Genomic DNA, 24,089 nt, shown 5'->3' on the forward strand with positions numbered 1-24,089 from the left:
CCAGGAGACCAGGAGACACCGGCCGGCGTCCAAGATCAAAATACCGGGGGTCCGATACGCGGGCGCATATGAGACCAGGTCACAGGGGGTGTTCGCGCAGGAAGTCGACGGCGATCCGGGCCGCGGCGCCGATCGCCGCGTCCACCGCCGGACGTGAGGCGGCGAGCTCCCGGGTGCGGGCGAAGACGGAGAGCGCGTAACGGCTGCCGTCGGGATACCGGACGACCCCCGCCTCCATGTGCAGGCCGGGCAGGGTTCCGGTCTTCGCCGCGACGGTCACCTCGTCCGGAAACCCCGACACCAACCGGTGCCGGAACACCTGGCGGGCCATCAGTTCCCGCACCTGCGCGCAGGCGTCCGGAGGGCCCGCCTCGTCACGCCAGACGAGACGCAGCAGCCGGGTGATCTCCCGAGGCGTGCCGGCGTTGGTCCGCGAGGGGTCCAGAACGCTCATGCGCCTCTTGCGCTCGTCCGGGAGAGCCGGGTAGCGGAGGGCGAACTCCCTCTCGTCGCGCGCGCCGACCTCGGAGAGCATCGACCGCAGGACGTCGCGCGGTCCGCCCACGATCCGGGTCCCGTCGAGGCCGAGTTCCGCTGCCAGGAGCCGCACGGTGTCCAGGCCGACGTGGGCCAGCAGGAGGTCCGCTGCCGAGTTGTCGCTCACCGAGATCGCGAAGAAGGCCAGATCGCGCAGGGACAGCTCGACGTCGTCCGCGCACCCGGCCGTACCCCAGCCCCCGAGCCGGTCGGCCGCGGTGACCCGGACCCGTTCACGGGGATCGAGCTGGCCGGCGGCGACCTGGCGCGCGAACTCCAGGACCAGCAACACCTTGAAGATCGAGGCGATCACGACGGGCTCGTCGGCGCCGACGGCCACCTCGCCGGCCGCCGAGCCCGCGCAGGCGCCCACCGCGCCGGCCTCCGAGCCGATGCCCACGGTCGGCGCCTCTGCCCTCGCACACGCGCCGAACGGCCACCTCGCCGGCCCCCGAACGCGTGCCGACGGTCATGCCGTCCGCGCCGGGCTGCCCGTCGATCGGGACAGCGTGCAGCAGCCCCTCCGCACCCACCCGTGCGAAGACCTCACGGATCCGTCCCTCGACCATCGCCTCGCCCCTCACGTAAGGTCCCTGGCTGTGGATCTCTTGCGCCACCTGCGCATCTTCGTCGCGGTCGCCGACGAACTGCACTTCAGCCGGGCCGCCGCGCCGACCAGGCGGGCCACGGTGTCGCCTTCGACCAGGGGGCGGCGGCCCGCAAGGAGCCACGTGTCGTCTGGCGGCCCCTTGCGGGCCGCCCCCTCACCCAGCGGATCACCGGAGCCTGGTCCGCGGGCCGGACCGCCCACCCGGCCGCCCCTCACTTCGCCGAGCTCGCGGCCGACGTGCTCGCCCGCGACCGTACGGCGACGCCGCGTCGCGACGACGGCGCACCCGCGCCGGACGGGCCGCCGCGCCCCTGGGCGGTGGTGTACGACGAGACGGCGGGCTGATCGTCGGCGTTCTCGCCTCCGCGTGCGGCCGGCGAACCCTCGCCGCGGCCCTCGTCCGCACGTCGACAGGCGTCGCGTGCGGCTTCGCGATGTGAAGCTCGGTACGAACTGGGACAATGCGAAGAGGGGGCGGGAAAGGCCGACCGGACCCCGGGGGTGCACACGATCGCCGGCGCGCTCGTCCGCGTGGCGATCCCGCACAGACAGGACGAGCCGTGTCCACTGCAGAACTCGACGCGGCGGTCGTGACGTCGCTGGTCGAGGACGCCGTGACGGCGCCCTCCATGCACAATGCCCAGCCCTGGAGGTTCGTCCATCGCACGGGCGGTGCTTCCCTGGCCCTGTACGGCGACCCCGACCGGAGCCTGCCGTTCGCCGACGCGGACCACCGGGCCCTGCACCTGGGCTGCGGCGCCGCCCTGTTCAACCTGCGGGTGTCCGCCGCAGACAAGGGCTGGTCCCCGGAGGTCCGGCTGCTCCCGGACCCGGAGGACCCCTGGTACCTGGCCGATGTGGCGCTCAGGCGGACCGGCAGCCCGGACCACGCGCTGGCGGACCTCCATCCCGCGATCCGGCGGCGGCACACGAGCCGGTTTCCCTTCTCGGACGAGCGGATCCCGGCACCGATACTCGACGGGCTCGGCGCGGCCGCCCTGCTGGAGGGCTGCCGGCTGATCACGCCCGGCGCCTGGCACGCCGACGCCGTCATGGGGCTCGTACGCGACGCCGAGATGCTCGAGGCGGCGAGCGAGGCCGTGCGCGCGGAGATCGCCGGCTGGACCCGCACGGAGGACGCCGGGGAGGGGCCCGCCAACGAGGGCATCCCGGCCGGAGCCATGGGGCCACGGCAGTACGGTGTGAGCGCCCCCGTGCGGGACTTCGACTCCCGGCGCCGCGTCGCGGACCGCGCCGCGGCGGTCTTCGAGTCACACCCCCAGATCGCGCTGCTCGGCACGGTGGAGGACTCCCCGGCGGACTGGTTGCGCGCGGGCCAGGCGATGCAGCGCGTGTTGTTGCAGGCGACGCTCGACGGCCTCGCGACCTCGCTGATGTCGCAGCCCCTGGAATGGCCCGAGCTCCGCCGGTCCGTACGCGATCCGAGTTCCGCGGTCGGCTTCGTCCACATGGTGTTCCGTCTCGGCTACGGCCCCCGGGGTGACGCGACACCACGCAGGCCGGTGGCGGACGTGCTGAGCCTGCGGTGAGGGGGCGCCCGGTGGAAGGGACCGACGCGAAGACGGTGGGACCGGACCTCGACTACAAGGCGCTGTTCGCCGCCACACCCAGTCCGTACCTGGTGCTGAGTCCGGACCTGGTGATCGTCGACGTCAACGACGCGTATCTGCAGGCCACCGGGCGCAGCAGGCGGGATCTCGTCGGTCTGCACCTGTTCGACGCCTTCCCGGACAACCCTGAGGACGCCACCGCGGACGGGGTGGAGAACCTGGGCGCGTCGCTGCACCGTGTCCTGCAGTCGAGAAGCCCGGACACGATGGCCGTGCAGAAGTACGACATCCCGGTGGCACACCGGCCCGGGGCCTTCGAGGAGCGGTGGTGGTCACCGATCAACACCCCCGTGCTCGGCCGGGACGGACGGGTGGCGTGGATCATCCACCGGGTGGAGGACGTGACCGACTTCGTCCGCTCCCGCCTGACCGGGCCGGGAGGACCGCTCGGGAAGCGGGAGGCGATGGAGGCCGAGCTGTACGCGCGGTCCCGGGAACTCCAGCGGCTGAACGAGGAACTGCGCCAGGCGCACTCCCGGGAGCGCCAGATCGCGATCGCCCTGCAGGGGGCGATGCTCCACTCGCCGGACCTGGAGCGGCACGGGGACGTCGAGGTGCGCTATCTGCCCGCCGTGGGCTCCCTGAACGTGTGCGGAGACTGGTACGACGTCGTCGATCTGCCCGACGGCTGCTTCGGTGTCGCGGTCGGCGACGTCGTCGGCCACGGGCTCGAGGCCGCCACCGTCATGGGCATGCTCCGCAGCGCGCTGAGCGCCGCCGTCCGCGCCCTGCACCAGCCGGCCGCCTCCCTCGAGGTCCTCGGCCTGTACGCCCGCTCGGTCGAAGGAGCGCTGGCCACGACCGCCGTCCAGGCCGTCATCGACACGCGCCACGAGCGCGTGGCCTACAGCAGCGCCGGCCACCCTCCACCCGTCCTCGTGCACCCCGACGGCACCTGCGACCTGCTGGACCAGGCCACCGACCCACCCCTCGGCGCCCGTCCCGAGCACGTCTCGCGCCCGCACGCCGCCGTGTCCTACACCCCCGGCGACACCCTCGTGCTGTACACCGACGGGCTCATCGAGCGCCGTGACGAGGACATCGACGCCGGTCTGAACCGGCTCACCGACGCCCTCGGACGCCATGCCCGCCTGAGCCCCGGCCGTCTCGCGGACGCGCTGCTGACCCGCCTCGGCGTGGTGGGCGGGGCCCGGGACGACATCGCCCTCATCGTCGTCCGCCTGTGACAGGCGCCGGTGACAGGCGCGTGCGACCGCTCCGCGTGAAGCGGCCGCGTGGTCAGCCGGGGGGTGTCGGACCGTCGTGGGGGGTCGGGCCGTCGTCCCGCGCCGCCGCCTCGGCGACGCGTTTGACGCGAGCCAGCCCGCGGTCCCAGTCGGCCGCGAGTGACGCCATCCACCGCGCCGTCGTGTCCAGGGCCGCCGGCCGCACCGCATGCCGCGCCGCGCGGCCGGCCCGGTTTCCGGAGACCAGTCCGGCGGCGTCGAGGACGGCGAGGTGCTTGACCACCGCCTGCCGCGACACGGGCAGTCGCTCGGCGAGCCTCGCCGCGGACGCCTCGCCCTGTGCGGCCAGAAGGTCGAGCCACTGCCGGCGTGTCGGATCGGCGAGCGCGCCGAGGACGCTGTCGACGTCCCCGGCGGGGGGTTCGTCCGTCACGGGGCGGGCCGTTCGGCGCGGGTCCCGAGGGCTTCCCGCTCCAGGGGCCGGCCCTGGGAGTGGTCCTTCGTGTCCGGGGGCGGTCGAAAGAAGGACGCCGCGGACCGATGAGTCGCCGGGCCCGGGCCGGTCTACAGATGCAGTGGTTGCTCTTCCCGAGGAGATGAACATGGTCGACACCGACACCCGCACCGTGGACGCGCCGGGCGCGACGGTCACCTACGACGTACGGCGGCCGGACGGCGACGCCACGGGCGGCCGGCCGCTGATGCTGATCGGCTCGCCGATGGACGCGGCAGGCTTCGGCACGCTCGCCGCGCACTTCGCCGACCGCACCGTCGTGACCTACGACCCGCGGGGCACCGGTCGCAGCGCGCGTACCGACGGTGCCCGCCGGACGACTCCGGAGGAGCACGCCGACGATCTGCGGCGGGTGATCGAGGCGCTCGGCGCCGGTCCGGTGGACCTCTTCGCGAGCAGCGGCGGCGCCGTGAACGCGTTCGCCCTGGTGGCCGGGCACGGCGAGCTGGTGGCGACGCTCGTCGCGCACGAGCCGCCGGCGGCGAGGGTGCTGCCCGACGGCGAGGCCGTCCTCGGGATCTGCGAGGACATCCACGCCACGTACCTCCAGAAGGGGATGGGGCCGGCGATGGCCAAGTTCCTCGCCACCGTCGGCCACAAGGGGCTCTTTCCCGACGACTGGCGTGACGCGCCGGCGCCGGACCCGGCGGCCTTCGGGCTGCCGACCGAGGACGACGGGTCACGGGACGACCCCCTGCTGGGCCAGAACATGATCGGCTGCACGGGATTCCGGCCCGACACGGCCGCGCTCCGGGCCGCTCCGACCCGGGTGGTCGTCGCGGCGGGCAAGGAGTCGGAGGGGGAGTGGCCGGCCCGCGCGGCTGCGGAGATCGCGCGGGAGCTGGGCACCACCCTCACCGTCTTCCCGAGCCACCACGGAGGCTTCCTCGGCGGCGAGTACGGTCAGCAGGGCGCCCCGGAGGAGTTCGCCCGCACGCTCCGCGACGTACTGGCCGACGCGGGCTGAGGCGCGGGCCGGCGGTGACGGGTTCGCCGTCGCCGGGGCGGCCGAGTCGAGAGGCACGGCCGCCCCGGCGACGGGCGCCGGGGCCCACCGCAGGGCGCTCGTCACGTTCGGTTCGCTCTCGCCCGGCGCCGCCTCGACCAGGGCCTCCATTGGCACGGGAGTGGCGGGTGAGCGACCACGTCAGCATCTCCCGTACGTGGAATGCGGGCTCGGCCGCGCACCGTGTGATCAGCGCGTCGACGAACCGGGGGTCCGGAACCGTACCGACCGTTATGGCGGCGCGCAGCCGCACCGCCGCACTGCCGCTCTCCAGGTTGCGGAGAGCGGCAGGCTTACCGGGTGGGCGGCCGGCCGCTCACCGCGCGGGTCGCTTGAGCACCTCCACGAGGCTGGAGCCGCTGTCGCCGCCGTGGCCGGCCTCGACGCCGCGCCGGAAGAGGTCGACGACGGCGGCGGGCAGCGCCGCGTCGACGCCGGCGTCCAGGACGGTGTGCAGGACGTGCTCGGCGCTGGCGAGTCCCATGGCGAGCCGGTCGACGTCCCCGGAGTGGTCGCCCGCGTCGACGCGAGGTGCGTAGAACTCCAGGAACCGCGTCAGATCCAGGGCGCCGAGGGCGTGCGGAAGGAGGTCGGCGGCCTTGATGCCATGCGCGTCGGCCAGGGCGATGGCCTGCCAGTAGGAGCTCAACGCGGTCCAGAACATGACCATGTTGAGCTGGTAGAAGAGCGCGGCCAGGCCGGGGTCCTCGCCTCGGTAGTCGGTGCCGGTGAGCACTTCCAGCGTGGGCCGGTGGGCCTCGAAGACCTCGCGCGGGCCGCTGTAGAAGGTCGAGGAGCCGGGGCTGCCGATGCCCGAGGGCGGGACGAGGACCCCGCCGGTGAGCTGGACGGCGCCGCGCTCCCGCGCCCAGTCGGCCGCCTCCTGGGCGCGGCGGGGCGTGTCGGAGCTGAGGTTGACCAGGACCCGGCCGTCCAGGACCGCCGGATCGACGCCGCCCAGGACGGCGTACAGCGCTTCGTAGTCGGTGAGGCTGAGCACCACGAGCTCGTTGGCGGCGACCGCCTCGGCGGGGGAGGCGGCGAGGACGGCGCCGCGGCGCACGAGGGCGTCGGCGCGGGAGGCGGTGCGGTTCCACAGGGTGACGTCGTAGCCCTGGGCGAGGAAGGCGCCGGCCATGGCGCTTCCCATGGGGCCGAGGCCGATGACGGTGACGGATCGGGTGGAGCCGGTGGTCGTGCCGGGCATGCGGAGTCCCCTCGAAAGGTCTAGAACGAACGCTCTATCCAATGACAGGGATGAAGTTAGCACGGTTCTAGAGCGAACGCTCTACTCAATGAGTCGGTAGGCTCACCGCATGCAGAAGAGCAGCGCGAGCAGCGCCGACGGCGCCGGCGGGGTCGACCGGACGCGCGGGGCGGGTGGGACGGGCGGGGCCGGAGGCACCCGCGATCGCATCGTCGTCGCCGCGTCCCGCCTCATCCAGCGGCAGGGATATGTCGGCACGGGCATCAAGCAGATCGCACAGGAGGCGGAGGCGACGCTCGGCTCCGTCTACCACTTCTTCCCGGGTGGGAAGGAAGCCGTCGCCGTGGCGGCCATGGAGCACGGCCGCGAGGAGTTCGCCGCGCTGCTGCGCGACGCCCTGGACGGCGAGGACGCCCCCGGCGCCGCGGTCGACGCGTGTGCCCGCACACTCGCCACCGAACTACGCGCCTCCGGCTGGATCGACGGCTGCCCCGTCACCGCGGCCGCCCTGGAGACCCTCGGCACGGACAACCCCATCCAGCGCGCCTGCGCCGAAGCCCTGGCGTCCTGGCAGCGCCTGGTCGCCGACAAACTCCTCGGCTGCGGGCTCCCCGGCCCCGAGGCGGAGTCCCTGGCCGCCACGGTCGTCAACACCCTGGAGGGGGCGGAGGTCTCCGCCCAGGTCACCCGCTCGGAGACGCCCCTGCTCCTGGCCGGCCGCCATCTGTCGCGCCTGATCGACTCGTATCTCTGACGGGACCTCGGCGGGACAGGGCTCAGGGCGTGACGACGGGGAAGGCCGTGTCCGGTGCGGTGACGCAGGAGAAGACGCGAGCGAGCAAGGCCGCGTCACCGTCGGGGCTCACCCCGTCGAGACCCTTGCCGGCCAGGATGCCGAGGAGCTGGGGCCTGGTGAGGCGCGGGGTGAGCCCCGCCGGGCTCTTCGGCTCGACCCCGTCGGCGGTCGAGCGTGGGTGAGGGCGCCGTTGTGGAGCGAGAGGCCGTGGCGGCGTCGCTCGTCGGTGAGCACGAGACCTGGCCTCATTCCGGCACCGCACCCGGTCGGGCGCATCTCCGGGACGCGTCACGGCGCGGCGGGACCGGGGCTCCGTCCTCGGTCGGCGGCGTCGACGATGACGACGTCGAGGCGCCGGGGGCCGTGGACCCCCTCGACGCGGTCGAGTTCGATGTCGCTGGTCGCGGACGGGCCGGAGATCCAGGTCAGGGGGCGGGTGGGGTCGAGGCGTCCGATGGCCTGAGGGACCGAACCGACGACCTGCGCGGGGGCGTGGACGACGCAGATGTGGTGGTCCGGTACGAGCGTGAGGCGCCGGCTCCCCTGGGCCTGTCCCGCGTCGAGCACGAGGGTGCCGGTCTCGGCGATCGCGACGGAGCAGCCGGTCACGACGCTGTCGACAGCGTCGAGATCCCGCGGGGTGTCGTCGTCCCGCTCCCGGCGCACCTCGCACCTCGCGGCTCCGGTCACGTCGTCCGGCAGGTCCCGGGGGACGATCACGCTCCTGGCTCCGCGCTCGTCGAGCAGCCGGGCGACGAGCTCCGCGAGCCCGGCGGGGCGGCAGCGGTGCACGACGGCCCGGTACTCCTCCAAGGTGGTGACCAGCAGATCGACGGTCTCCTCGGGCGTCCGGTCGCCGTGCACGCGCGCGTAGTCGCGGACCACCGCCCTCTCGCCGTCGACCGGGGTGCGCGGGTCGTTCTCCAGTGCCCGGCGGATGCGGGCGAGGATCTGCTCCCGGCCGCTCACCGGCCGTCCGCCCTTCCCTTGTGCTCCTGCCGTTGTTTCCACCAGTCGCGGAAGGACCGCTCGGGAAGTCGCGGCAGATCGCGGGTATCGGTCCACGCCCGGCCGGGGCCCGGCAGGCGTGAGGGGTGCAGACTGCGGGTGAGCGACGCGACGCGCTGACCTGAGGCGAACATTCCGGGGTGGTCGAAGGCCCATGCGGCCGCGCCCATGGCCGCCTTCTCCAGCCGGTGCCCCTTGCCGCCCTGGTCGGCGACCTTCTCCCGCAGGTGGACGAGGACTTCGGGGATGTCGATGGCGACGGGGCAGACGTCGTAGCAGGCGCCGCAGAGGGTGGAGGCGTAGGGGAGCGTGGTGTCGATGGCGGTGGTGGTGCCGCGGAGTTGCGGGGTGAGGATGGCGCCGATGGGGCCGGGATAGGCGGAGCCGTAGGCGTGGCCTCCGGCTCGTTCGTAGACGGGGCAGACGTTGAGGCAGGCGGAGCAGCGGATGCAGCGGAGAGCTTGGCGGCCGGTGGCGTCGGCGAGGGTGTCGGTGCGGCCGTTGTCGAGGAGGACGAGGTGGAAGGTGCGGGGTCCGTCGTCGTCGGTGGTGCCGGTCCACATGCTGGTGTAGGGGTTCATGCGTTCGGCGGTGGAGGAGCGGGGGAGGGTCTGGAGGAAGACTTCGAGGTCTTGCCAGGTGGGGATGGTCTTCTCGATGCCGACGACGGAGATGAGAGTGTCCGGGAGGGTCAGACACATGCGGCCGTTGCCCTCGGATTCGACCACCACGAGGGTGCCGGTCTCGGCGACCATGAAGTTGGCCCCGGAGACGGCGACTTTGGCGCGGAGGAACTTCTCGCGGAGGTGCAGGCGGGCGGCCTCGGCGAGGGCGGTGGGTTCGTCGGTGAGGTCGTGGGGGGCGGGGCGGCCCCAGCGGCCCATCTCGCGGGTGAAGATGTCGCGGATCTCGTGGCGGTTCCGGTGGATGGCGGGGACGAGGATGTGGGAGGGGCGGTCGTGGCCGAGTTGGACGATGAGTTCGGCGAGGTCGGTTTCGTAGGCGCGGATGCCTTCGGATTCCAGGTGCTCGTTGAGGCCGATCTCCTGGGTGGTCATGGATTTGACCTTGAGGACCTCGTTCTCGCCGGTGGCTTTGACGAGGTCGGTGACGATGCGGTTGGCGTCGGCGGCGTCGGTGGCCCAGTGAACGGTTCCTCCGGCTCGTTGGACCGATTCCTCGAGTTGGAGGAGGTAGCGGTCGAGGTGGCGCAGGGTGTGGTCCTTGATCCGTTTGCCGGCTTGGCGTAGTGCGGCCCAGTCGTCGAGTTCGGCGACGGCGCGGGTGCGTTTGTCGCGGATGGTGTGGGTGGCGTGGCGCAGGTTGGCCCGCAGGGTCGTGTCGCCGACCGCGGCCCGCGCGGCCGCGGGAAAGGCCGGCATGCCCAGATACGTACCGCTCATACGAGAGGTTCCTCCTTGGTGCTCGCCAGGATCTCGGCGATGTGGACCGGCCGCATCGCGCTGCCCAGCCGTGTCATGATGCCGCCGAGGTGCATCAGGCAGGAGTTGTCCGCCGCGCACAGGGCGGTCGCTCCGGTGGAGGCGGCGGCCTCGACCTTGTCGGTGCCCATCGCGGCCGAGACGTCGGGGTTCTTCACGGCAAAGGTGCCGCCGAAGCCGCAGCACTCCTCCGCGCCGGGCAGCTCCGCCAACTCCAGCCCGTCGACGGCCTGGAGAAGCCGGTAGGGCCGGTCGCCGAGGCGGAGGCCGCGCAGGCCGTGGCAGGTGGGGTGGTAGGTGACCGTGTGCGGGAAGTACGCGCCGACGTCCGTGACACCGAGGACGTCGATCAGGAACTCGGTGAGTTCGTAGGTCTTGGGCACGACCTCGGCGACGGCCCGGGCCAGTGCGGTGCCCCGGCCTTCCGTCCGGGCGCGTTCGCCCATGCGCGGGTACAGCTCGCGCACCATGGCTCCGCATGAGCCGGAGGGCGTGACGATGGCGTCGTAGCCGGCGAAGACGTCCGCGAACCGGCGGGCGAGCGGTTCCGCCTGGCGGCGGTAGCCGGTGTTGTAGTGCGGCTGACCGCAGCACGTCTGGCCGAGGGGGAAGTCGACGTCGACGCCGAGCCGGCTCAGCAGCCGCACCACAGCGCGGCCGGTCTCCGGATAGAGCGTGTCGTTGACACAGGTGAGGAAGAGGGCGACACGCATTCGCGGTCCTCCGATCCGTTCGGTAAGGCTCCGGACGGGCACGGTGTCAGGGGCCGTGCCCGCCCGGAGGATCAGTGGCCGTCCTGGGCGGCGATCCGGCGGGCGGCCGCGTCCCAGGACGCCCGGTCGCCCGAGGGTTCGTAGCGGTGCAGCGGCTGGGTGCGCGCCACGAGCTCACGCATCCGTTCGCGGTCGCCGACGAGTCCCCGGGCACGGGCCTGCACCAGTACATTCCCCAGCGCGGCCGCCTCCACCGGACCGGCGACGACGGGAATGCCGCACGCGTCGGCCGTCAGCCGGCACAGCAGCGCGTTGCGGGCGGCGCCCCCGACCACGTACACCACGTCGACGGGACGGCCGGAGAGCCGCTGCGCCTCCCCGATCGCGCGCCGGTGCGCCAGCGCGAGGGAGTCGAGGATGCACCGGGTGGTCTCGCCCCGGGTCGACGGCACGGGCTGCCCGGTGGCCCGGCACGCCTCCGCGATGCGCCGCGGCATCCGGCCGGGCGCCAGGAACGCGGAGTCGGACGCGTCGACCACCGACCGCAGTCCCTCGGCCGAGGCCGCCTCCCGCAGAACCGCCGTCACGTCCGCCTCGTTCCAGTCGCGCATGCACTCCTGCAGCAGCCACAGGCCCATGATGTTGCGCAGATAGCGGACGGTGCCGTCGATGCCGAGTTCGTTGGTGAAGTTCGCCCGCCGGCTCGCCTCCGTGAGGACGGGCGCGTCGAGTTCGAGCCCGGCCAGGGACCAGGTGCCGGTACAGATGTACGCGAAGTTCTCACGGCGCCCGGCCGGGACCGCGGCGACGGCCGAGGCCGTGTCGTGGGACGCGACCGTGGTGACGGGAACCGCCTCCCGCAGGCCCAGAGCCTCGGTCACGTGCGGCAGCAGGCTGCCCGCCGGGTCACCCGGACGGCGCAGCGGCGCGAAGAGGCCGAGGTCGATGCCGAGCGACTGCGCGATGTCCGTCGCCCACGTGCCGGTACGGGGGTCGACCAGCTGGGTCGTCGAGGCATTGGTCACCTCCGTGCCCTGCGCGCCGGTCAGCCAGTACGTCATCAGGTCGGGGACCAGCAGCGCCCGCCTGGCGATCGACGCCTGGGGCGTCCGCCGCGCCGCGACGAGTTGGTACAGCGTGTTGAACGGGGCGTACTGGATGCCCGTGCGGGCGTACAGCCGCTCGGCGGGGACGGTCCGCCAGACCTCCTCCGCCACGCCCTCGGTGCGCGCGTCGCGGTAGTGCACGGGCGCGCCGAGGAGGCGGCCGTCGGCGTCGAGGAGCCCGTGGTCCACGGCCCAGCCGTCGACGCCGATCGAGTCGACCGGCCCGGCGGCGCGCAGCCCGTCCAGGATCCCCGCGTACAGCGCGTGGACGTCCCAGCGCAGACCCTCCGGGAGGTGGACGGGCCGGTTGGCGAACCGGTGCGCCTCCGTGAGCTCCAGGACGTCCCGGGCCACCCGGCCCACCATGACGCGTCCGCTTCCGGCTCCGAGGTCGACGGCGGCGAACGATCCGCCGCGCAGCGCCGTCATCGCAGGAAGGCCGCGGCGACGCCCGCGTCGACGGGGACGTGCAGTCCGGTGGTGTGGGTGAGGTCCCCGCCGGTGAGCGCGAAGACCGCGCTCGCCACGTGCTCGGGCAGCACCTCCCGCTTGAGCAGTGTCCGCTGGGCGTAGAACTCGCCGAGCCTCTCCTCCTCGATGCCGTACGTCGCGGCCCGCTGGGCACCCCAGCCGCCGGCGAAGATCCCGGACCCGCGCACCACCCCGTCGGGGTTGACGCCGTTGACACGGATGCCGTGTTCGCCCAGCTCGGCGGCGAGCAGCCGGACCTGGTGGGCCTGGTCGGCCTTGGTGGCCGAGTAGGCGATGTTGTTCGGCCCGGCGAAGACCGCGTTCTTCGACGCGATGTAGACGATGTCGCCGCCGAGACCCTGGTCGATCATGATCCGTGTGGCCTCGCGGGAGACGAGGAACGATCCTCGGGCCATGATGTCGTGCTGGAGGTCCCAGTCCCTCGCGGACGTCTCCAGGAGCGGCTTGGAGATGGAGATGCCGGCGTTGTTGACGACCAGGTCGACCCCGCCGAACGCGAGGACCGCCTGGCGGAACGCGGCGGCGATCCGCTCCTCGCTGGTGACGTCCACCGTGACCGCCACGGCCGTGTCCGGCCCGCCGATCTCCTCCGCGACCGCCCGGGCGTTGGCCGCGTCGAGGTCGGCGACGACGACACAGGCCCCCTCGGCGGCCAGCCGGTGCGCGATCGCCCTGCCGATGCCGCTGCCGGCACCGGTCACCAGCGCCACGCGGGTGGCCAGCGGCTTCGGCTTCGGCATCCGCCGCAGCTTGGCCTCCTCCAGCTCCCAGTACTCGATGCGGAACTTCTCCGACTCGTCGATCGGCGCGTACGTCGAGACCGCCTCCGCGCCCCGCATCACGTTGATCGCGTTGACGTAGAACTCGCCCGCGACCCGGGCGGTCTGCTTGTCCTTGCCGAAGGAGAACATGCCCACGCCGGGGACGAGGACGATCGCCGGGTCGGCGCCGCGCATCGCGGGGGAGCCGGGGGTGGCGTGCCGGTCGTAGTAGGCCGCGTACTCCTCGCTGTAGGCGGCGTGGAGTTCCTTCAGCCTGCGGACGGTGACGTCCAGCGGCGCCGTCGGCGGGAGGTCGAGGACGAGCGGGCGGACCTTGGTCCGCAGGAAGTGGTCCGGGCAGGAGGTGCCGAGCGCGGCGAGGCGGGGGTGCTCGGTCCGGGCGACGAAGTCCAGCACGACACCGGTGTCGGTGAAGTGCCCGACCTGCGGCCGGTCCTGGGAGGCGAGGGCCCGGACGTGCGGGGCGAGCGCGGCGGCGCGGTCCCTGCGTTCGTCCTCCGCGAGCGGCTCGTACCCCTCGATCACGGGACCGAACGGCTCGGCTCGTCCGCGCTCGGCGAGGAACTCCTCGGCGGTGCGGATGATGTGCAGGGAGTTACGCTCGCACTCCTCGGAGGTCGCGCCCCAGGCGGTGATGCCGTGACCGCCGAGAACGCAGCCGATCGCCCGCGGGTGGGCGGCCTTGACGGCGGCGATGTCCAGGCCGAGCTGGAATCCGGGGCGGCGCCACGGCACCCACACCACCGACTCGCCGAAGCACTCCGCCGTCAGCTTCTCGCCGTCGGCGGCGCAGGCCAGCGCGATGCCGGAGTCGGGGTGGAGATGGTCGACGTGCGCCGCGTCGACCAGGCCGTGCAGAGCGGTGTCGATCGACGGGGCGGCGCCGCCCTTGCCGTGGAGACAGTGGTCGAACGCCGCGACCATCTCGTCCTCGCGCTCGGCACCCGGATACACGTCCGCGAGGGCACGCAACCGGTCGAGGCGGAGCACGGCGAGCCCGTCCTCGGTCAGGGTGCCCAGGTCGCCGCCCGAGCCCTTGACCCACATCAGGCCGATGTCCGCGCCGGTCACGGGGTCCGTGCCGGCGCCCTTCGCCGAGGTGTTGCCGCCGGCGTAGTTGGTGTTGCGGGGGTCGGCGCCGAGACGGTGCGAACGCGCCAGCAGTTCGGAGGGCGTGGGACGGGAAGCGGAAGACATGGACATCCTTCAGGACACGCGGGGGTGCGGACAGGTACGAGGGCGGGTGCGTCGGGGATCGGGGCCGAGTGCGTCGGGAGCCGGGACGGGTCAGGCGCCCCAGCCGGCCTGGTCGCCGCCGACCCGCTCCGTGGCGGCTCTCTCGGCCCAGCCGGAACGGGCGTACGCGGCGAGGGGATCCGCGTCCAGGCCCATCTCCTCGCGCACCTCGCGGAGAAGCGGCCGTACGTCGGTGGCGAAGGCGTCCATCAGGACGGCGTTCGCGGCCAGCACGTCCCCCGACCGCTGGGCGGCGGCCAGCGCGTGCGCGTCGACGAACAGCGCCTTCGCCGTGGCCTCCTGGACGTTCATCACCGAGCGGATCACGGCCGGAACCTTCGCCTCGATGTTGTGGCACTGGTCGAGCATGAACGCGACCCCGGCCTCGGGCGCAAGCCCGCCGCCGCGCACGACCTCGTGCATGATCCGGAAGAGCTGGAAGGGGTCGGCCGCCCCGGCCATCAGGTCGTCGTCGGCGTAGAACCGGGAGTTGAAGTCGAAACCGCCGAGCTTCCGCTCGCGCAACAGCAGTGCCACGATGAACTCGATGTTGGTGCCGGGCGCGTGGTGGCCGGTGTCCACCACGACCTGCGCCTTCGGCCCCAGCTTCAGGCAGTGGGCATAGGCCGTACCCCAGTCGGGCACGTCGGTGGTGTAGAAGGCCGGCTCGAAGAACTTGTACTCCAGCAGCATCCGCTGCTCCTCGCCGAGGCGGGCGTAGACCTCGGCCAGACACGCGGCGAGCCGCTCCTGCCGCGCCGGGATGTCGTCCTGGCCGGGGTAGTTGGTGCCGTCCGCGAACCACAGCTTGAGGTCCGCCGATCCGGTGGCGTCCATGATGTCGACGCACGCGAGCAGATGGTCCACCGCGCGGCGGCGCACGGAGGCGTCGGGGTGGCAGACGCTCCCCAGCCTGTACGCGTCGTCCTGGAAGGTGTTGGCGTTGATCGCGCCCAGCTCCAGGCCGTGCTCCTCGGCGAAGGAGGCGAGGGCGGCGTAGTCCTCGACCCGGTCCCACGGGATGTGCAGGGAGACCTTGGGGGCGATGCCGGTGAATTCGTGGACCTTCGCGGCGTCCTCCAGCTTCTCCCTGGGGGTGCGGGGCACGCCGGGCTGGGCGAACACCTTGAAGCGGGTCCCGGAGTTCCCGTACCCCCAGGAGGGCGTCTCGATCGTCTGCGTCCTCAGTGCGGCCTTCACGGCGTCCCGCACGGCAGTCATGGGCTACCTCACAACCTGGGCCGTGCATCCGCGACAGCCAGTGAATCGTTTCAGAAGGACACAATCAGCTGGTGAAGCCAACGGTCAAGGGGGTGAGTCGAAATTTGTGAAACGATTCAAAACATCAGTGCAGGCGAACTAGGATGAGGGCGTCGACGCGGGACGAGGCGAACGGACGGGCACAGCTGTGGTGGGCATCAAGGAGGTGGCCCGGGAAGCAGGCGTCTCGGTGGGCACGGTATCCAACGTCCTCAACCGGCCGGAGCGGGTGTCCGACCAGGTCCGGGCGCGGGTGCACGCCGCGATCGACGCTCTCGGCTACGTACGCAGCGAATCCGCCCGCCAGCTCCGCGCGGGAACGAGCCGGATGCTGGGACTCCTCGTCATGGACACCGGCAACCCGTTCTTCGCCGCCCTCGCGCGGGGTACGGAGGAGGTGGCCGCCCGGGCCGGGCTCGGCGTCATGGTGTGCAACAGCGGCGAGGACGCCGCGGCCGAGAGGGCGTACCTGTCCCTCTTCGCCGAACAACGGCTCCGCGGCGCGCTCCTTGCCCCCGTCGAGACCGACGGGGCGCCGTGGGAGGCCCTGCGCCGACAGAACATCCCCTGCGTCGTCGTGGACCGTGCGGTGAGCACCGAGCAGGCGTGCTCCGTGGCGGCCGACGACGTCCTGGGAGGCCTTCTCGCGGGCAGGCACCTGCTGGACGCCGGCCACCGCCGGATCGCCTACGTCCGCGGTCCGGACCACCTGCAGCAGGTGCGCGACCGGCGCACCGGGCTGGCGCGCGCCCTGGAGGAGGCGGGACTGCCGCGGGACGCGCTCGTCGAGATCCCCGCGCAGAGGATGGACGTCCCGGCCGGCCGGGACGCCGGCGCGCGCCTGCTCGGGCTCGCCCCGCGTCCCACGGCCGCGTTCTGCGCCAACGATCTCCTGGCCCTCGGACTGCTCCAGACGGCCTTCGGGGCGGGGGTCGCGGTCCCCGAGGACCTCGCCGTCGTCGGCTACGACGACATCGAGTTCGCCGAGGCATCCCTCATCCCGCTGACCTCGGTCCGCCACCCCGCCGACGCCATCGGCCGTCTGGCGGCGGAGATGCTGCTCGAGGAGATCGAACCGGCCCGGGAGGACCACCGCCACCGCGGCATCGTGCTGCGGCCGGAACTCGTCGTGCGCCGCTCCAGCCTTCCGCGCTCCTGACGCCGGGAGCCTTCGCGCGGTGACGTCCGGGGAGTCCTCCCCGGACGCCTCGTACGACGCCACGACGCGATACCGGTCGCCGGGCGCGTGCCGGTCGCCGGTACCGCGTCGTCAGCGGCGGTCGCGCGTCAGCCGCGGCGGTGACCCGGCCGCGAGGCGTAGGGAGTGGCCCGCGACCCGTCTACGCCCACCTCCAGCCGGCCCACCCGCTCGATCTCCACGACGACGCGGTCGCCGTGGCCGAGCGGTCCGACGCCCGCGGGCGTCCCGGTGGCGATCACATCGCCCGGGTACAGGGTCATCACCGAGGACGCGTAGGCGATCAGCTCCCGCACGCCGAAGATGAGGCTCGCCGTGCTGGTGCGCTGGCGCGTCGTCCCCGCCACGTCGCACCGCAGGTCCAGGGCGTCGGGATCGGGGATCTCGTCCGCCGTCACCACCCAGGGGCCGAGGGGGGTGAACGTGTCGAACGACTTGCGCGTGGAACGGTCCTCGCCGGACCGGACGGTGATGTCCAGGAGGCACGTGTACCCGAAGACGTGGTCCAGCGCGTCGTCGGCGCTCACGTGCGACGCGGTGCGGCCGATGACCACGCCCAGCTCTCCCTCCTGGTCGGTGCGCTTGTCGGAGTAGGGCAGGACGACGTCCTGCCCGGGGCCGATCACGGACGAGTTCGCCTTGAGGAAGACGCCCAGCTCCGCGATGGACGTGGGGTACTCCATCTCGGCCTTGTGGTCGAGGTAGTTGACGGGCGCCCCGATGATCTTGCCGGGGCGCGGCAGCGGCGCCTCCAGGTTCGCCTCCGCCAGCGGGACGCGCCGGCCGCGCGCGAGGTCCAGCGGCGCGGCCGTGCCGGTGGAAACCGCCTCGATGTGGTGGTGGAGCGCGCCGGCGGATCCGGTGCCGGTGAGCTGGTCGGTCACGTCGACGATGTCGTCGCCGTCGACGACGCCGAGCCGCCCCTTGTCGAACAGGGCCAGACGCATCTGGGCCTCCTTGCGATGGTGTCGGGTGGGTGGATCAGGCGCCGGGATCGGCGCTTTCCCCGCGATAGAGGCCGAGGGAGCGCATGACGGGCTCGTCGCTGTAGGAGAAGAGGACCGCGTCGCTCGACGTGGACGTGTTCAGGTGGCGGTAGGACGCCCAGCCCGGTATCGCGAAGGTGTCGTGCTCGGACCAGTCCAGCCGCACACCGTCGACGACGGTGGCTCCCTCGCCGCGTACGACGTTGAAGATGGTCGACGCGGTGTGGCGGCGGCCCGCGCCCTGGAAGCCCGGGCGCAGCCGCTGGACGCGGCAGCCGATCGTGGGCATGACCGGACCGCCGGTCCAGGGGTTGGTGTACTCCAGCACGATGCCGTCGACGGCGCTGCCCTCGGCGGAGTCGGCGATGGCTTCGAGGGCCCGGTCGGTCTCCTGCCACGTGTAGCGGGTGACGGGGGAGTTGAGGCCCTTCGGCGTGATCCACGTCGGGGTCAGGCGGCCGTGGAGGAACTGCCGGCTGCCCGCGTCGTCGGAGCGGGTGACCGGCTGGAGCCGCTCGGGGTACTTCTCGTAGAAGCCCGCCTCCAGGGCGTTGACGAGCGGATAGTCCAGGGCGTCGAGCCAGATCATCGGCGCGTCGCCCCGGTGGGTGTGGTCGTGCCAGTGCCATCCGGGGGTCAGCAGGAGGTCACCGGGGGCCATGAAGACGCGCTCGCCGTTGACGGTGGTCCAGGCGCCGTCGCCCTCCAGGATGAAGCGGAACGCGTTGGAGGTGTGCCGGTGGGCCTGGGCCGTCTCGCCGGGCACGATGATCTGGAGCCCGGCGTACAGGGTGTTGACCGTCGCGGGCGGGTCGCTCAGGCCGGGATTGACCAGCATGAGGACCCGGCGTTCCGCCTCGTCCAGGGACAGCGCTCGGGAGAAGTGCAGGAGGTGCGGGCGCAGTTCCCGCCAGCTCCACCGGAAGGGCACGGCCCGGCTGCGGGGCTGGGCGGGGAAGAGATTGCCGTAGAAGCGCCAGAGCGGGGCCGCTCCCAGGTCTTCGAGGGCCTTGTAGGCGGGGTCGTCGGTCATGGTGTCCTCTCGCGGTGGTCGCTCACTCGGTGGGGGATGCCGTCAGGGCCGGGGCAGAGCCGGGACCGGGCCGGGGGCCGCGGTGGAGGCGGCGGCCGGGACCCCGGTGGGGCCAGGGGTCCAGACCCAGGCGATGTCGTCGAAGTCCTCGGGCGTACGCGAGGAAAGGAGCCGGTTGCGCAGGGCGGCCCCCATGCCTTCCAGGTGGCAGAGCTCGCCGAACCGGCGGGCGTTCGTCTGGATGCCGGCGGCCCGTTCCCGTCGGCGGCCGGCGTAGGAGGCGAAGGCCGCGGCGGGGTCGGCGTGCCCGCGCAGGGCGTGGCCCAGCGTGACCGCGTCCTCCAGTGCCTGGCAGGCGCCCTGGGCGAGGTACTGCAGCATCGGGTGGGCGGCGTCGCCCAGGAGCACGATCCGGCCGTGCACCCACTCGGTGAGGGGCGGTCGGTCGAACAGGGGCCAGCGCCGGTCCCGGGCGACCAGGGGCAGCGCGTCGCGCACGGCCTGGCAGGACCCCGAGAAGCGTGCCTCCAGCTCGGCCTCGGTGCCCCAGTCGTCGGAGCCGGGGGAGTAGTGGTCGCTCTCGAAGACGGCGACCTGGTTGTAGAGCTCGCCGCGCCGCACGGGGTACTGCACGAGGTGCATGCGCGGTCCCGCCCAGACGATGACCGACTCCGTCGCGGCGTGCCGGGACATCGCCCCCGTCATGCGGCTGAGGGGCAGGGCCCCCCGGTAGGCCACGTAACGCGAACAGACCGGGTCGCCGTCACCGACGAGGATCCGCCGCAGGCGGGAGTGGAGGCCGTCGGCCGCCACGACCGCGTCCGCGGGCAGCCGCTCGGACGTCTCGGCGAAGTGCAGGCGGACCTCGGACGGGGTCTGCACCACGTCCGTCACCGTGTGCCCGGTGCGCAGCGTGATCGACGGATGGTCCTGGCAGGCCGCCAGTAGCGCCGCGTGCAGGTCGGTGCGGTGCGTGACGAGGTACGGGTGCGGGAATCGGTCGGTGTAGGCGCCGCCGCGCAGGTCGAGGGAGGTGACCTGCTCGCCGCTGAGCGCGTCCATCATGACGAGCCGCGGCGGCGCGACGGCGGACCGTCGCACGGCCTCCAGGACGCCGAGTTCCGCCAGGGCCACCGAGGCGTTGGGGGCCAGCTGCAGGCCCGCTCCGATCTCGCCGAAGCGGGCGGCACGCTCCACGAGCGTCACGCGATGGCCGGCACGGGCGGTCGCGAGGGCGGCGGCCAGTCCGCCGATGCCGCCTCCGACGACCGCGATGTGCAGGGGTGGGGAAGTCACGGGCACGAGGGCCTCCTTGGGGTGTCGGACCGGGCGCGCGGGGGCGCGATGGAGCGGCGCGCCGCTCCGGCCGGCCGGGGCGGTGGGGTGCTCTCAGCAGGCGGCGGTGACGCCGTCGACGTGGACGAGCGCTTCGGTACGGGCCCGGATGTCCTCGACCGTGACGCCGGGAGCCGTCTCCACCAGGGCGAGACCCCGGTCGGTGACGTCCAGGACCCCGAGGTCGGTGATGATCCGGTCGACGCAGGAGCGGCCGGTGAAGGGGAGCGTGCACTCCTCGACGATCTTCGGTGTGCCGTCCTTCGCGGTGTGTTCCATCAGGACGACGACCCGCCGGGCGCCGTGCACGAGGTCCATCGCGCCGCCCATCCCCTTGACCATCTTTCCGGGGATCATCCAGTTCGCCAGGTCGCCCCGCTCCGAGACCTGCATCGCGCCTAGCACGGCGGTGTCGAGGTGGCCGCCCCGGATCATCCCGAAGGACAGGGCGGAGTCGAAGAACGACGCGCCGGGAAGGACGGTCACGGTCTCCTTGCCTGCGTTGATCAGGTCGGGGTCGACCTCGTCCTCGGTGGGGTAGGGGCCGGTGCCGAGGATGCCGTTCTCGGAATGGAGCACGACGTGGACTCCCGCCGGCACGAACGCGGGGATGAGCGTGGGCAGGCCGATGCCGAGGTTGACGTAGGACCCGTCGGTCAGCTCGGCGGCGGCCCGTGCGGCCATCTGGTTGCGGTTCCAGCTCATCGGCCGCGCACCGTCCTCTTCTCGATCCGCTTGTTCGACGCCTGGGCCGGGGTCAGGGCCACGACGCGCTGGACGAAGACGCCGGGCAGGTGTACCCGGTCCGGGTCGAGCGCTCCGGGTTCGACGAGTTCCTCGACCTCGGCGACGGTGATGCGGCCGGCCATGGCGGCGAGCGGGTTGAAGTTGGCCGCCGCGCGGCGGAAGACGAGGTTGCCGTGCCGGTCTCCGCGCCAGGCTCGTACGAGCGCGAAGTCGGTGGTGATGCCGTGCTCGAGGAGGTGCGGCACTCCGTCGAAGACCCGGGTCTCCTTCGCCGGGGAGGCGACGGCGACGCCGCCGTCCGGCGCGTACCGCCAGGGCAGGCCGCCGTCACCGACCTGGGTGCCCACGCCGGCCGGGGTGTAGAAGGCGGGTATGCCGCAGCCGCCGGCACGCAGCCGCTCGGCGAGGGTTCCCTGCGGGACGAGTTCGACCTCCAGCTCACCGCCGAGGTACCGCCGTGCGAACTCCTTGTTCTCACCGACGTAGGAGCCGACGACCCGGGAGATCCGTCCTGCCGACAGCAGCACTCCCAGTCCTCGGCCGTCCACGCCGCAGTTGTTGGAGACGACGCGCAGGTCTTCGGCGCCCTGCGCGTGCAGGGCCTGGATCAGTATCTCGGGGATGCCGCTGAGGCCGAAGCCGCCGACGGCCAGGGTGGCCCCGTCGGCGATGTCGGCGACGGCGTCCGCCGGCTCACGGATGACCTTGTCCACGTGTACGGGTGCTCCTTTCAGGCGGGGGCGCCTGGCAGTACGGCGGACCATCCGCCGTCGACGACGAGGTGGGCGCCGGTGAGGCACGCCGCCTCGTCGGAAGCGAGGAGGACGGCGGCGCTCGCGACGTCCTGGGGCAGCCCGAGGCGGCCCAGGGGAATGTGACGCGCTGCCTCGCGCACCGGGTGGCCGGCGGCGAGCGGATCGCCGCGCGAGCCTTCGGCGTCGATCAGGCCGGGGCTCACGCAGTTGGCGCGGATGCCGTGCGCGGCTCCTTCGGCCGCCAGTTGGCGGGTCAGGGCGATCACGCCGGCCTCGGCCGCCGCGTGCGCGGCGGGGTGGTTCGTCAGGGAGCCGGTCCGGCCGGCGGCCGATCCGACCGTGAGGACGCAGCCGCGGCTGCGCACGAGGTGCTCCCAGGCCGCGTGCACGGTGAGCCGCACCGCGTCGAGTCCGGCTCGAACGGTGACGGCGAAGTCGCCCCCGGTCCGTTCGCCGACCGGTTCGAAGCGCACGGCTCCGGCGTCGGCGCAGCAGATGTCGATGCCGCCGAACGCGCCGGCGGCTTCCTCGACCCAGGCGTCGACGGAGGCGGCGGAGGTGACGTCGAGCGGGCCCACGGTGAGGGCGGTGCCGCCCTCGCGCGCGATGAGCCGCTGCGTCTCGACGGCCTCGTCGTGCAGGAGGTCGCCGCCGACGACCAGGGCCCCTTCGGCGGCGAAGCGGAGTGCCATCGCCCGGCCGACGCCGCGGGCGGTCCCCGGGACGAGCGCGACCTTCCCTGCCAGCCTCACGGCCCGGCCTCGCCGCGGACCGTGTCGGAGACGGACTTCACCCCGCCGTGCGAGGTGAGACCGCCGTCGACGGGGATCTCGGCGCCGGTGACGAACGACGACTCGTCCGACAGGAGGAACACGACCAGCGGAGTGACCTCCTCGACGGTCCCGACCCTGCCGAGCGGCGTCTCCCGGATGTTCGCCTCGCGGAACGACGGATCCGCCGATGCCGTCATCTCGGTCTCGATGAAACCGGGATGGATCGTGTTCACCCGGATGCCGCGCGGACCGAGCTCCAGGGCCGCCGTCTTCGACAGCCCGCGCAGGGCCCACTTGCTGGTCGTGTAGGCCACCGGATAGTGGGCGGTCAGGGCCGCGGAGGAGCCGACGTTCACGACCGACGAGCCGGGCGGCATCAGCGGAGCCAGACACCGGATCCCCAGGAGCGGACCGGTGACGTTGACCGCGTGGACGCGGGCCAGGTCCGCGGGGTCCACGTCGCCCAGGCGGGCCCGCCAGGTGATGCCGGCGTTGTTGACCAGACCGTGGACCATCCCGTGCGTCTCGCGCAGCTCGGCGGCGAGCGCGGCCCACTCCTCGGCCACGGTGACGTCCAGACGTCGCACGTCGCCCGTGGGGCGTACGTCGGTGGCGATCACGCGAGCGCCCTCGCGGGCCAGGGCGGCGGCCTCGGCGGCGCCCTGGCCCCGTGCCGCCCCCGTCACGACGACGACCTTCCCGGCGAGCCGCCCGCCGCTCACGGCCGCTCCCGGCCGCGACGCCGGCCCGCCGGAAGCGCGACCGGCTCCGGCCCCGGCACGACGCGGGTGGTCAGGGAGCCGATGCCCTGGACGGTCAGGGTGACCGTGTCGCCCGGCCCCAGCGGCGGCGGGCTCTGCCTGCCGGAGCGTCCCCACAGCTCGGCCAGGCAGCCGCCGTTCCCGCAGGTGCCCGAGCCCAGGACGTCCCCGGCGACGACGCGGGTGCCGCGCGAGGCGTAGGCGGTCATCTCCTCGAAGGTCCAGCTCATGTTGGACAGCAGGTCGTGGCCGACCCGCCGCCCGTTGACCTCGGCGGTCAGCGCCAGCCGCAGGAAGCCGTCACGGTCGCGGTACGGCTCCAGCTCGTCGGCGGTCACCAGATAGGGGCCGAGCGTCGTCGCCGTGTCCTTGCCCTTGCATGGACCGAGGCCCACCCGCATCTCGGCGGACTGGAGATCGCGCGCGGACCAGTCGTTGAAGATCGTGTAGCCCACGATGTGGTCCCGGGCCCGCTCCGGGGTGAGGTCACCGCCGTCGCGGCCGATGACGGCCGCCACCTCGAGTTCGAAGTCGAGGACGGAGGAGCCCGGAGGCATCGGGACGTCGTCGTGGGGGCCGTGGATCGCGTGCGGGTTGGTGAAGTAGAACGTGGGCGCCGCGTACCACTGCTCCGGCACGCCGGCCTCGCCGCTGACCGAGCGGCGCACGCCCTCGACGTGCTCCTCGAAGGCGACGAAGTCCCGTACGGAGGCGGGCTGGAGGAGCGGCAGGAGGCGGACCTCGGAGACGTGCGGGCCGGGCGGGACGTCGAACGCCGCCGCCCCGGCGGCGAGCAGGCCGGGCAGGCCGTCCGTCTCACGGATGAGATCGGTCAGGGACGTGACGCCCGGCAGGGGCAGAAGCGTGCCGTCTTCCTCTACGACGGCCACGCGGCGCCGTTGGCGGTGCTCGAAAGCGGCGAAGCGCATGGTGCTGCTCCAGACAGGGGGGAGGAGGCGGATGGGGACCGGCAC

Annotated in this window: 21 protein-coding genes and 3 pseudogenes; 6 read left to right on the forward strand and 18 right to left on the reverse strand. The window is 73.1% G+C overall.

Annotated elements, in window-relative coordinates; translation table 11 throughout:
• Positions 1-79 precede the first annotated feature (79 nt).
• Positions 80-1,052: pseudogene (locus tag AB0K65_RS15575) on the reverse strand (serine hydrolase); the annotation flags it as partial.
• A gap of 164 nt (positions 1,053-1,216) precedes the next feature.
• On the opposite strand from AB0K65_RS15575, the pseudogene AB0K65_RS15580 reads away from it, so the two are divergent.
• From AB0K65_RS15580 to AB0K65_RS15590, 3 genes and pseudogenes are all read left to right on the forward strand, one after another.
• Positions 1,217-1,492 (forward strand): annotated as a pseudogene (locus AB0K65_RS15580) (LysR family transcriptional regulator); the annotation flags it as partial.
• A gap of 215 nt (positions 1,493-1,707) precedes the next feature.
• Positions 1,708-2,697 carry a nitroreductase gene (locus tag AB0K65_RS15585; protein WP_365716594.1) on the forward strand — a complete coding sequence of 330 codons (990 nt, stop codon included), beginning with the start codon at positions 1,708-1,710 and terminating at the stop codon, positions 2,695-2,697.
• Between the two features lie 35 nt (positions 2,698-2,732).
• Entirely contained in the window at positions 2,733-3,965 is a 1,233-nt protein-coding gene (locus AB0K65_RS15590; protein ID WP_365716687.1) for a SpoIIE family protein phosphatase, read from the forward strand.
• A 52-nt stretch (positions 3,966-4,017) separates the two neighbouring features.
• Here AB0K65_RS15590 and AB0K65_RS15595 read toward each other — a convergent pair whose 3' ends face one another.
• Positions 4,018-4,398: a metalloregulator ArsR/SmtB family transcription factor gene (locus tag AB0K65_RS15595; protein WP_365716595.1), complete on the reverse strand. Its 381-nt coding sequence runs from the start codon at positions 4,396-4,398 to the stop codon at positions 4,018-4,020.
• A 163-nt stretch (positions 4,399-4,561) separates the two neighbouring features.
• Here AB0K65_RS15595 and AB0K65_RS15600 point away from each other — a divergent pair, with 163 nt between their 5' ends.
• Entirely contained in the window at positions 4,562-5,446 is an 885-nt protein-coding gene (locus tag AB0K65_RS15600) for an alpha/beta hydrolase (RefSeq protein ID WP_365716597.1), read from the forward strand.
• A gap of 160 nt (positions 5,447-5,606) precedes the next feature.
• Here AB0K65_RS15600 and AB0K65_RS15605 read toward each other — a convergent pair.
• Positions 5,607-5,759 (reverse strand): annotated as a pseudogene (locus AB0K65_RS15605) (HEAT repeat domain-containing protein); the annotation flags it as partial.
• Between the two features lie 42 nt (positions 5,760-5,801).
• Positions 5,802-6,692 carry an NAD(P)-binding domain-containing protein gene (locus tag AB0K65_RS15610; RefSeq protein ID WP_365716599.1) on the reverse strand — a complete coding sequence of 297 codons (891 nt, stop codon included), beginning with the start codon at positions 6,690-6,692 and terminating at the stop codon, positions 5,802-5,804.
• A 109-nt stretch (positions 6,693-6,801) separates the two neighbouring features.
• Here AB0K65_RS15610 and AB0K65_RS15615 point away from each other — a divergent pair, with 109 nt between their 5' ends.
• Positions 6,802-7,446, forward strand: a complete 645-nt coding sequence (locus tag AB0K65_RS15615) for a TetR/AcrR family transcriptional regulator (protein WP_365716601.1) — start codon at positions 6,802-6,804, stop codon at positions 7,444-7,446.
• A 330-nt stretch (positions 7,447-7,776) separates the two neighbouring features.
• Here the strand turns inward: AB0K65_RS15615 and AB0K65_RS15620 are convergent, their stop codons facing one another.
• The 6 genes from AB0K65_RS15620 to rhaI form a co-directional block, all read right to left on the reverse strand.
• On the reverse strand, positions 7,777-8,457 hold the full coding sequence (locus AB0K65_RS15620) for a lactate utilization protein C (RefSeq protein ID WP_365716603.1): 681 nt from the start codon (positions 8,455-8,457) through the stop codon (positions 7,777-7,779).
• Positions 8,454-9,899, reverse strand: a complete 1,446-nt coding sequence (locus tag AB0K65_RS15625; RefSeq protein WP_365716605.1) for a lactate utilization protein B — start codon at positions 9,897-9,899, stop codon at positions 8,454-8,456. The genes AB0K65_RS15620 and AB0K65_RS15625 overlap by 4 nt, the downstream gene beginning before the upstream one ends.
• Entirely contained in the window at positions 9,896-10,651 is a 756-nt protein-coding gene (locus AB0K65_RS15630) for a (Fe-S)-binding protein (protein WP_365716607.1), read from the reverse strand. Before AB0K65_RS15630 ends, AB0K65_RS15625 begins: the two co-directional genes overlap by 4 nt.
• 71 nt (positions 10,652-10,722) lie before the next feature.
• Entirely contained in the window at positions 10,723-12,186 is a 1,464-nt protein-coding gene (locus tag AB0K65_RS15635) for a rhamnulokinase family protein (RefSeq protein WP_365716609.1), read from the reverse strand.
• Complete coding sequence (locus AB0K65_RS15640) at positions 12,183-14,228, reverse strand: bifunctional aldolase/short-chain dehydrogenase (protein ID WP_365716611.1); 2,046 nt, start codon at positions 14,226-14,228, stop codon at positions 12,183-12,185. The genes AB0K65_RS15635 and AB0K65_RS15640 overlap by 4 nt, the downstream gene beginning before the upstream one ends.
• A gap of 90 nt (positions 14,229-14,318) precedes the next feature.
• The gene (gene rhaI, locus AB0K65_RS15645) at positions 14,319-15,488 is read right to left on the reverse strand and encodes an L-rhamnose isomerase (RefSeq protein ID WP_365716613.1); all 1,170 of its coding nucleotides are present in this window, start codon (positions 15,486-15,488) and stop codon (positions 14,319-14,321) included.
• A gap of 187 nt (positions 15,489-15,675) precedes the next feature.
• Between rhaI and AB0K65_RS15650 the strand changes: the two genes are divergently transcribed.
• Entirely contained in the window at positions 15,676-16,686 is a 1,011-nt protein-coding gene (locus AB0K65_RS15650) for a LacI family DNA-binding transcriptional regulator (protein WP_365716615.1), read from the forward strand.
• A gap of 128 nt (positions 16,687-16,814) precedes the next feature.
• Here AB0K65_RS15650 and AB0K65_RS15655 read toward each other — a convergent pair whose 3' ends face one another.
• The 8 genes from AB0K65_RS15655 to AB0K65_RS15690 all read right to left on the reverse strand — a co-directional run bounded on the left by AB0K65_RS15655 (position 16,815) and on the right by AB0K65_RS15690 (position 24,044).
• Positions 16,815-17,672, reverse strand: a complete 858-nt coding sequence (locus AB0K65_RS15655; RefSeq protein ID WP_365716617.1) for a fumarylacetoacetate hydrolase family protein — start codon at positions 17,670-17,672, stop codon at positions 16,815-16,817.
• Between the two features lie 34 nt (positions 17,673-17,706).
• A complete protein-coding gene (locus tag AB0K65_RS15660) occupies positions 17,707-18,744 on the reverse strand; it encodes a cupin domain-containing protein (RefSeq protein WP_365716619.1) in 1,038 nt (345 codons plus the stop codon).
• Positions 18,745-18,786: 42 nt separating this feature from the next.
• A complete protein-coding gene (locus tag AB0K65_RS15665) occupies positions 18,787-20,046 on the reverse strand; it encodes an FAD-dependent monooxygenase (protein ID WP_365716621.1) in 1,260 nt (419 codons plus the stop codon).
• Positions 20,047-20,133: 87 nt separating this feature from the next.
• Positions 20,134-20,784, reverse strand: coding sequence for a CoA transferase subunit B (locus tag AB0K65_RS15670; RefSeq protein WP_365716623.1), 651 nt, complete (start codon positions 20,782-20,784; stop codon positions 20,134-20,136).
• Positions 20,781-21,539, reverse strand: coding sequence for a CoA transferase subunit A (locus tag AB0K65_RS15675; RefSeq protein ID WP_365716625.1), 759 nt, complete (start codon positions 21,537-21,539; stop codon positions 20,781-20,783). Before AB0K65_RS15675 ends, AB0K65_RS15670 begins: the two co-directional genes overlap by 4 nt.
• Before the next feature lie 17 nt (positions 21,540-21,556).
• Entirely contained in the window at positions 21,557-22,333 is a 777-nt protein-coding gene (locus tag AB0K65_RS15680) for an SDR family oxidoreductase (protein WP_365716627.1), read from the reverse strand.
• Positions 22,330-23,076: an SDR family oxidoreductase gene (locus AB0K65_RS15685; RefSeq protein ID WP_365716629.1), complete on the reverse strand. Its 747-nt coding sequence runs from the start codon at positions 23,074-23,076 to the stop codon at positions 22,330-22,332. The genes AB0K65_RS15680 and AB0K65_RS15685 overlap by 4 nt, the downstream gene beginning before the upstream one ends.
• Complete coding sequence (locus AB0K65_RS15690; RefSeq protein WP_365716631.1) at positions 23,073-24,044, reverse strand: fumarylacetoacetate hydrolase family protein; 972 nt, start codon at positions 24,042-24,044, stop codon at positions 23,073-23,075. The genes AB0K65_RS15685 and AB0K65_RS15690 overlap by 4 nt, the downstream gene beginning before the upstream one ends.
• Positions 24,045-24,089 lie beyond the last annotated feature (45 nt).

Source organism: Streptomyces sp. NPDC053755, from assembly GCF_040677675.1.
GTDB lineage: Bacteria > Actinomycetota > Actinomycetes > Streptomycetales > Streptomycetaceae > Streptomyces.

Bases quoted from the DNA above. Each gene is read 5' to 3' on its own strand.
- AB0K65_RS15630 (WP_365716607.1), bottom strand. From the start codon at position 10,651: ATGCGTGTCGCCCTCTTCCTCACCTGTGTCAACGACACGCTCTATCCG.
- AB0K65_RS15670 (WP_365716623.1), bottom strand. From the start codon at position 20,784: ATGAGCTGGAACCGCAACCAGATGGCCGCACGGGCCGCCGCCGAGCTG.
- AB0K65_RS15600 (WP_365716597.1), top strand. From the start codon at position 4,562: ATGAACATGGTCGACACCGACACCCGCACCGTGGACGCGCCGGGCGCG.
- AB0K65_RS15610 (WP_365716599.1), bottom strand. From the start codon at position 6,692: ATGCCCGGCACGACCACCGGCTCCACCCGATCCGTCACCGTCATCGGC.
- AB0K65_RS15615 (WP_365716601.1), top strand. From the start codon at position 6,802: ATGCAGAAGAGCAGCGCGAGCAGCGCCGACGGCGCCGGCGGGGTCGAC.
- AB0K65_RS15635 (WP_365716609.1), bottom strand. From the start codon at position 12,186: ATGACGGCGCTGCGCGGCGGATCGTTCGCCGCCGTCGACCTCGGAGCC.
- rhaI (WP_365716613.1), bottom strand. From the start codon at position 15,488: ATGACTGCCGTGCGGGACGCCGTGAAGGCCGCACTGAGGACGCAGACG.
- AB0K65_RS15640 (WP_365716611.1), bottom strand. From the start codon at position 14,228: ATGTCTTCCGCTTCCCGTCCCACGCCCTCCGAACTGCTGGCGCGTTCG.
- AB0K65_RS15690 (WP_365716631.1), bottom strand. From the start codon at position 24,044: ATGCGCTTCGCCGCTTTCGAGCACCGCCAACGGCGCCGCGTGGCCGTC.
- AB0K65_RS15655 (WP_365716617.1), bottom strand. From the start codon at position 17,672: ATGCGTCTGGCCCTGTTCGACAAGGGGCGGCTCGGCGTCGTCGACGGC.
- AB0K65_RS15660 (WP_365716619.1), bottom strand. From the start codon at position 18,744: ATGACCGACGACCCCGCCTACAAGGCCCTCGAAGACCTGGGAGCGGCC.
- AB0K65_RS15625 (WP_365716605.1), bottom strand. From the start codon at position 9,899: ATGAGCGGTACGTATCTGGGCATGCCGGCCTTTCCCGCGGCCGCGCGG.